Annotated in this window: 1 protein-coding gene; it reads left to right on the top strand. The window is 49.8% G+C overall.

All coding sequences use genetic code 11. From position 1 onward, the window contains the following. A partial coding sequence (locus DB520_RS26405; protein WP_157972285.1) for an MBG domain-containing protein occupies window positions 1-237 on the top strand: 237 nt, incomplete at both ends.

The following is a 237-nucleotide window of genomic DNA, read 5'->3' on the forward strand; positions in this document are numbered from 1 at the left end:
GGAGGTTTCCACCGAGCCTGGCATTAGCACGACTGCATTGGCAAGTTCGGGAGTGGGTACCTATCCAATCACTTTGGATGGTGGCTCCGATGACAATTACGACATCACCCTTAAAGCAGGTGAATTAGCAATAAGCAAAGCTTCCCTAACCATCACGGCTGACGATCAATCCAAGGTATATGGTGAAGAGAACCCATCGCTGACCTTTAGCTACTTCGGTTTGGTGAACGGCGACAC

The organism is Pleomorphovibrio marinus (assembly GCF_003347495.1).
GTDB classification, from domain to species: Bacteria; Bacteroidota; Bacteroidia; order Cytophagales; family Cyclobacteriaceae; genus Pleomorphovibrio; species Pleomorphovibrio marinus.